We start from the raw sequence: 6,142 nt of genomic DNA on the forward strand, positions 1-6,142 counted from the left end.
CAGGCTTCACGCGGAGTAGAAACGGCCTTCGCGCCGCTGCGGCTCTCGAAGTTTGCGCGCGCTTCTGCCGACGGATCGAATGCGGATACGGTGAAGCCCGCCTTCACGAGATTGACCGCCATGCCGCAACCCATGGCGCCCATGCCGAAAAAGCCGACGCGGGCCGGGGGAGCGATCGGATTATCAGACATCGTGACCTCCCATACTCTGACCGCGTCTTGTGTTGTTCTTGACCCGCGGCGTTGACGAAGATGCGGTCAGTTCACCCGCTTGTCCTTCTCGCGCCAGTAAGGCTCGCGCAGCACGTTCTTCTGGATCTTTCCGGCAGCGGAGACGGGCAGGGATTCGCTTCGAAGCTCGACGCTGCGCGGGCACTTGTATCCGGCGATCAGATTGCGGCAATGCGCCTGCACGGCTTCCGGCGTCAATGCGGCTCCATTGCGCGGCACGACGATCGCGTGCACGGCTTCACCCCATTTCGGATCAGGAATGCCGATGACAGAAACCTCGGCGACCTCCGGCATCACCGAAATCGCATTCTCGACCTCGGTCGAATAGATGTTTTCACCGCCGCTGATGATCATGTCCTTGAGCCGGTCGACGATATAGATCAGGCCTTCGTCATCCATGATCGCGGCGTCGCCGGTATGGAGCCAGCCGCCGCGCAAGGCCTTTGCGGTTTCCTCGGGCTTGTTCCAGTAGCCCTGCATCACGATCGGGCCGCGCACCAGGATCTCGCCGATCGTCCCGCGAGGCACTTCCCGCCCGTCCTCGTCGGCAATGATGACCTCGACATTCGGCGGCGCGACACCGCATGACTTGAGCCGGTCGCCCGCGACCTGCGGCAGGCGCAGGTGATGCGGCAACATGCTGCCGATCGGGGAAAGCTCCGTCATGCCCCAGCCGTGCAGGAATTTCATGTTCGGCCAGAGTTCGACCGCGCGCTTGAGCGTGCCTTCGGTAATCGGCGAGGAACCGAACATGAATTGCCGCAGATGCGACAGATCGCGCTTTTCGATGCCGGGCGAGTTCACGATCATGCCGATCATGGTCGGAACCAGCGCGATATTCGTGACGCGATGCTCGGTCATCGCATTGAGGCAGGTGTCGACTTCGAAGCGTGGGATGAAGACGTGCGTGCCCGATGCCATGGTGATCGACAGGGTCGACATACCGTCGGTCAGATAGCACATCGGGGCCGCGTGCAGATAAACGCTGCTCGGATCGTAGCCGATCATGTAGCAGCCGTTGACCGCATTGGTGACGAGGTTGTCATGGCTCAGCATGACGCCTTTCGCCTTGCCGGTGCTGCCGCCGGTGTAGAAAATTCCGGCAAGATCTTTGCCGCTGCGTCCGGCGTCGGCGGCCGGTTCGGATTTGGCGATTGCCGTCTCGTAGTCCACAAATCCGTCCGGCGGCCGGTCGTCCGAGATATGCAGCAGCATGCGCAGGGTGGGAACGCGTTCGCGAATCGCGCGCGCCATTTCCACGAAATTGTCGTCGACAATCAGGATTTCTGCGCCGGAATCCTCGATGATGTATTGCATCTCCGGCAGCGCGAGACGCGTATTAAGCGGTACGATCGCGCCGCCGGCCCAAGGGATGGCATAATAGATCTCGAAATAGCGATGGCTGTTGAGCGCGAGGATTGCGACGCGCCCGCCCTCCGACAGGCCGCCACGACGCAAGACTTCGGCTGCACGTGCAACGCGCGACTGAACTTCGCTCCAGGAATAGCGATGCGCGCCGTCAATCGCGGCGACGCCCGTAGGCCTGACCTGCGCGGCACGGCGCAGCCCCTGGGTAAGCCTTCCTCCCGTCATGCCCTATTTCGTTTATCGGAATGGCATATCACTGGATGGTACAGTATCGACTTGCTACTTTGTGCGCAAGGAACGACGGAAGGCCGCACTTCATAAGCGGCGAAGCGTCAGGAAACGTCATGAGTGCGGTGCCCGAGGTGTCTTCGATCCTGGCTCGACACGTTCGCTCGGCGTGCGTGCCCGAAGCAGTGCGAGTGGTCACACGCCGTGCCATTATCGATGCGGTCGGCGTGATGGCTGCGGCAAGCGGTCTCGGCGACGGCTGCGAAACCTTTGTTGCGCTGGCGAAGGAGAGCGGCGAGTCCGGACGCTGCACCGTGCTCGGCCATGATGTCCGCACGTCGCCGATCATGGCGGCTTTCGCCAATGGTGCGATGGCCCATGCGCTCGATTTCGAGGACACGCACGACGCAACGCTCGTGCATCCCCACGCCGCTGTCGTGCCCGCCGCGCTCGCAATTGCCGAGTTCGCCGGCGGGGTGAGCGGGCAGGCGTTTCTCGAAGCGGTGGCGATCGGTGCGGATCTCTCGTGCCGGCTCGCCCTCGGGTTAACCGAGAGCGTGGAAAAGCGAGGCTTCTACTTCATTCCTATGCTGAGCGCCTATGGCGCAGCAGCGGCCGCAGCGCGCCTGCTCAAGCTTTCCGATCCGGAGATCGTGCAGAGTTTCGCGCTTGCATCGTGCCAGGCAGTGTTCAGCGACGCGCTTGTCGCTTTTCCGCCATCGCATCTGCGTGCCGTGCGCGACGGCTTCAGCGCGCGCGCCGGCGTGACGGCTGCGTTGCTGGCGCGGCGCGGACTGCAGGCTTTCGATCGTCCGATCGAGGGGCCGGGGGGCTTGTACGCGAACTTTGCGCGCGGAAAGTTCGATGCCGCGCGTATGCTGCGGGCTCTGGGAGAGGAGTATGAAGGCGCCCAGGTGAGCCTCAAGCCGTGGCCGTCCTGCCGCGGTACGCATGCCTTTGTCGAAGCGGCGCTGTCGCTCGCCCGCGAGAAGGTCGACATCGACCGCGTTCACCGGATCGATGTCACGGTCAGTCCGTTCTTTGCCGTGTTGTGTGAGCCGCCCGAGCAGAAGCGTCGTCCAAAAACGGCTATCGACGCGAAATTCTCAATTCCGTTTACCGTTGCCGTGGCGCTCGGCCGGGGCGATGTGACCCTGCACGACTTCTCGGCCAAGAGTCTGGCTGATCCGAAACGGCACGCGCTTGCTGACAAGGTGCATCACACGACCAATCCTGCCTGGACGCTGGGCCAGTCGACGCGCGGCGCCTTGACGATCACGTTCGACGATGAGAGCCGTGTAACGCGCGAGGTCATGGATCCGCTCGGCCATCCGAACAACCCGATGGATGACGGCGCTATGCGGCGCAAGTTCGAGGATTGCCTTGCGGCGGCACGCCACCCGGTGGATGCCGCCTCAGCGAGCCGGATGGTCGGCCGGCTCGATCAGCTGGAGAAGGTGGGCGACGTGCGTGAGTTGTTCGCTTACAGCACCGCGTAGTAATCGAAGATCGAATGATCGGTGCGCCGCTCCGCCGAGCCGACGATAATGGTGCGGGTCAGCCAGTCATGTTTGCCCACCGGCGTTTCGAAGGTGGGCGCAATGCGCATGTAGTATTCCGACGGCTCGACCGGTTCGAGCGCCTCCTGGCGCGCAGCGACTTCAGGCGATGCGTGCCGAAAGCCGCGATTCATCATGTAGATCGGGGTGCCGTCGTCGGCTTCCAGCATGTAGCGGGCGTCGAAGCCTACGGTGTAGTCCTCGCGATACTGCGCCCAATCGCCGCCGCTGTTGGGCACCACGCGCCCGTTAAGCCGCGGGCCTTCCACTGTACCGCCGGCGGCCGAAACGAAGCCGCGAATGCTGCCTTGCGGCAACGGACCGAACTTCTGTCGGATGCCGAGCATCATCTTGATCCTGAAAACGAACTCGAGCCTGGGCGTCACCGGCGCCATGGGTTTCCTCCGATCATTGTTGTCTTCGCCCGGCAAAAGCCATCGCGAGCCCGGACTGTTGCAAGCCCGATTTTGGAATGTCATTCTGCTAATCGAAATAGGGCGATGTCAACGACGCTGCACGAGCGGCAGCCATGCCGCGGGAGGATGAATGCCCGACGGATCGCAGGACGATGCGGCGTTTGACTACGTGATCGTCGGTGGTGGTTCGGCGGGTTGCGTTCTCGCTGGCCGGCTGAGCGAAGATCCTGGGGTCCGCGTCTGCCTCGTCGAAGCAGGACCGCCGGATCGACATCCGCTAATTCACATACCGCTCGGGGTGACCTGGCTGATCAAGCATCCGCGGCTCAACTGGTGCTACTGGTCTGCGCCGCAGCAGCACGTCGACGACCGCAAGATCTTTCTGCCGCGCGGGCGTGTGCTAGGCGGTTCAAGCTCGATCAACGGCACGATCTACATTCGCGGTCATCGCTCCGATTACGACGATTGGGCCGCGTGGGGAAATCCCGGCTGGTCCTATGCCGAGGTTCTGCCCTATTTCCGCAAATCGGAGAACAACGAGCAGTTTACCGCGTCGCCCTATCACGGCGTCGGCGGGCCGATGAATGTCGCCGATTGCGAAAGCTACAACCCGCTGACCGATATCATGCTGGAAGCGGCGGACTCTCTTCAGTTTCCGCGGACCGAGGATTTCAACGGGCGCGAACAGGAAGGATTCGGAAGAAGGCAGGTGACGGTCCGGAGCGGCCGGCGCGAATCCTCCGCGACCGCGTTCCTCCGCAATGCGAAGGCGCGACGCAACCTCACGATTATCTGCGACGCACTGGCATCCCGCGTCACATTTGACGGACGGCGCGCTGCCGGTGTTGAGATCATAGAGACGGGCAAGCCGCGCCACATCACGGCGCGGCGCGAGGTTATTCTCGCTGCGGGTGTTTTTGCGTCGCCTGCGATCCTCATGCGTTCGGGGATAGGTGATGGCGCCGAACTGCAGCGGCACGGCATCGCGGCGATGCACCACGCGCCGCAAGTCGGTCGCAACCTGCAGGACCACATCTCATCGCCCGTGCAATATTCGACGCCGACGACAATTCCCTACGGCATTTCGTGGCGGACGCTGCCCTGGCTTGCCGGAAGTGTCGTCAATTACGCGCTGTTCCGACGCGGCATATTTGCAAATACCGCGCTGCATGCTGGCGGGTTCGTGCGTTCGCGCCTTGGCCTCGATCGGCCAGACATCCAGTTCATCCTGATGCCGGCCGAGCGTACGCCGGATGGCCGCATGGGTATCGGTCATGGCTATGGCCTGATCACGATCCTGCTGCGGCCGAAGAGCAGCGGAACGGTCCGGCTTGCGGGACCGGATCCTGACGCCTCGCCGGTGATCGATCCGGCCTTCTACAGTGAGCCGGATGACATCGACGATATGTTGCGCGGGCTCCGCCTTGCGCGGCGCATTCTCGAGGCCCCCGCCTGGGACCGGGTGCGGGGCGCCGAGATCCGGCCCGGGCCGAAGGTACAAAGCGACGCAGACCTGAAAGCCTACATCCGCGCGTCGTCGCAGACCTGTTTCCACCCGGTCGGAACCTGCGCCATGGGCAAGGACCAGCGCGACGTAGTCGATGCGCAATTGCGCGTGCGCGGGGTCGAGGGACTGCGCGTGGTCGACGCCTCGATCATCCCCCGCATGATCGGCGGGAACACCAATGCCCCGGTCATCATGATCGCAGAGAAGGCCGCGGACATGATTCGTGGGCGGTCGCCATTGCCGGCAGCTCAGGGCGTGTGACCGTCTGATCCCCCGGGTTCGGGCCTGGCCGAGACCTGCGTGGGCGCCAGGGCGTCGTCGCGCATCGGGTAAAAGGCCGGCCATGCAGGCCTACGACCGCAAGCCACTGACCCCTCCCGGCGGGAACGAAGTGCTGCTGCGGGGGCCAGGCGCTTACGTCGATCTGGAAGCTGACAATCGTTCCGATGAGAGCGGGAGCCCGCCAGCCTGAATACCGCAATGTCGGTGGTTCGATCCCGCCCCTGGCGCCATCACCCCTTGCCAGCGTCCATGCAGGCGGCTTGCGCTGCGCGCCGCGCGCGCCCGTTTGACCCGGATCCAGCCTACCGGAATGAGGCTGGCGCGCCTTTGCGAGTTGCGCTGAACTAGGCGCTGCACTCGTACGGGGACGAGGTCGTGGTCGAAACGTTACGCACTCAGGTTCTTATCGCAGGAGCAGGGCCGGTCGGATTGACGGCCGCCATGTCGCTGGCGTCGTATGGCATCAGCGTGGTCGTGGTCGAGCGGCGGCGACGCGGCGAGCCGCCGAGCGTCAAGAGCAACCATGTGTCGGCTCGCTCGATGGAAATCTTC

Annotated in this window: 6 protein-coding genes; 3 read left to right on the plus strand and 3 right to left on the minus strand. The window is 63.5% G+C overall.

The window, feature by feature from the left end; all coding sequences use genetic code 11:
- Both VNZ93_RS17000 and VNZ93_RS17005 read right to left on the minus strand, forming a co-directional pair.
- The coding region (locus tag VNZ93_RS17000; protein ID WP_325707668.1) for an NAD(P)-binding domain-containing protein at positions 1–191 on the minus strand (191 nt) is incomplete at its 3' end.
- A 66-nt stretch (positions 192–257) separates the two neighbouring features.
- Complete coding sequence (locus tag VNZ93_RS17005) at positions 258–1,823, minus strand: long-chain-fatty-acid--CoA ligase (RefSeq protein ID WP_325707671.1); 1,566 nt, start codon at positions 1,821–1,823, stop codon at positions 258–260.
- Positions 1,824–1,942: 119 nt separating this feature from the next.
- Here VNZ93_RS17005 and VNZ93_RS17010 point away from each other — a divergent pair, with 119 nt between their 5' ends.
- A complete protein-coding gene (locus VNZ93_RS17010) occupies positions 1,943–3,325 on the plus strand; it encodes an MmgE/PrpD family protein (RefSeq protein ID WP_325707675.1) in 1,383 nt (460 codons plus the stop codon).
- Here VNZ93_RS17010 and VNZ93_RS17015 read toward each other — a convergent pair.
- Entirely contained in the window at positions 3,310–3,780 is a 471-nt protein-coding gene (locus VNZ93_RS17015; protein ID WP_325707678.1) for a DUF3237 family protein, read from the minus strand. The genes VNZ93_RS17010 and VNZ93_RS17015 overlap by 16 nt on opposite strands.
- A 151-nt stretch (positions 3,781–3,931) precedes the next feature.
- Between VNZ93_RS17015 and VNZ93_RS17020 the strand changes: the two genes are divergently transcribed.
- The gene (locus VNZ93_RS17020) at positions 3,932–5,569 is read left to right on the plus strand and encodes a GMC family oxidoreductase (RefSeq protein ID WP_325707681.1); all 1,638 of its coding nucleotides are present in this window, start codon (positions 3,932–3,934) and stop codon (positions 5,567–5,569) included.
- Between the two features lie 396 nt (positions 5,570–5,965).
- Positions 5,966–6,142 (plus strand): FAD-dependent oxidoreductase (locus tag VNZ93_RS17025; protein ID WP_325707684.1); only part of this gene is annotated, 177 nt, incomplete at its 3' end.

Source organism: Pseudorhodoplanes sp. (assembly GCF_035565795.1).
Lineage (GTDB): Bacteria > Pseudomonadota > Alphaproteobacteria > Rhizobiales > Xanthobacteraceae > Pseudorhodoplanes.

Bases quoted from the DNA above. Each gene is read 5' to 3' on its own strand.
- VNZ93_RS17005 (WP_325707671.1), bottom strand. From the start codon at position 1,823: ATGACGGGAGGAAGGCTTACCCAGGGGCTGCGCCGTGCCGCGCAGGTC.
- VNZ93_RS17010 (WP_325707675.1), top strand. From the start codon at position 1,943: ATGAGTGCGGTGCCCGAGGTGTCTTCGATCCTGGCTCGACACGTTCGC.
- VNZ93_RS17015 (WP_325707678.1), bottom strand. From the start codon at position 3,780: ATGGCGCCGGTGACGCCCAGGCTCGAGTTCGTTTTCAGGATCAAGATG.
- VNZ93_RS17020 (WP_325707681.1), top strand. From the start codon at position 3,932: ATGCCCGACGGATCGCAGGACGATGCGGCGTTTGACTACGTGATCGTC.